Origin of the sequence: Streptomyces sp. NRRL S-87, assembly GCF_000719335.1 — a bacterium.
In the GTDB taxonomy this organism is placed as follows: domain Bacteria; phylum Actinomycetota; class Actinomycetes; order Streptomycetales; family Streptomycetaceae; genus Streptomyces.
The window spans coordinates 1-347 of record NZ_JOGB01000207.1 but is presented as its reverse complement, the minus strand read 5'-3'; the positions used below and the strand labels follow the sequence as shown (position 1 = coordinate 347).

Here is a 347-nt window from a genome sequence, read left to right as displayed (position 1 = left end):
GGTGAGATCGCTGCTGCGCATGTGGCGGGTGTGCTGTCGCTGGACGACGCGTGTGTGCTGGTCGCTGCGCGTGGTCGGTTGATGCAGGCGCTGCCGGCGGGTGGGGTGATGGTCGCGGTGGAGGCGTCGGAGGACGAGGTCCTGCCGCTGCTCTCCGAAGGTGTGGGCATCGCCGCGGTCAACGGTCCGCGGTCGGTGGTGGTCGCGGGTGACGAGGGCGCGGCGGTCGCTGTCGCCGAGGCCTTCGCGGCCCAGGGTCGCAAGACCAAGCAGCTGACGGTCAGCCACGCGTTCCACTCGTCGCACATGGACGGGATGTCGGACGACTTCCGTGAGGTGGTGGCGGG

1 protein-coding gene is annotated in these 347 nt (G+C 70.6%); it reads left to right on the top strand.

Annotated elements, in window-relative coordinates:
• A partial coding sequence (locus tag IF43_RS37570) for an acyltransferase domain-containing protein (RefSeq protein ID WP_158939708.1) occupies positions 1–347 on the top strand: 347 nt, incomplete at both ends.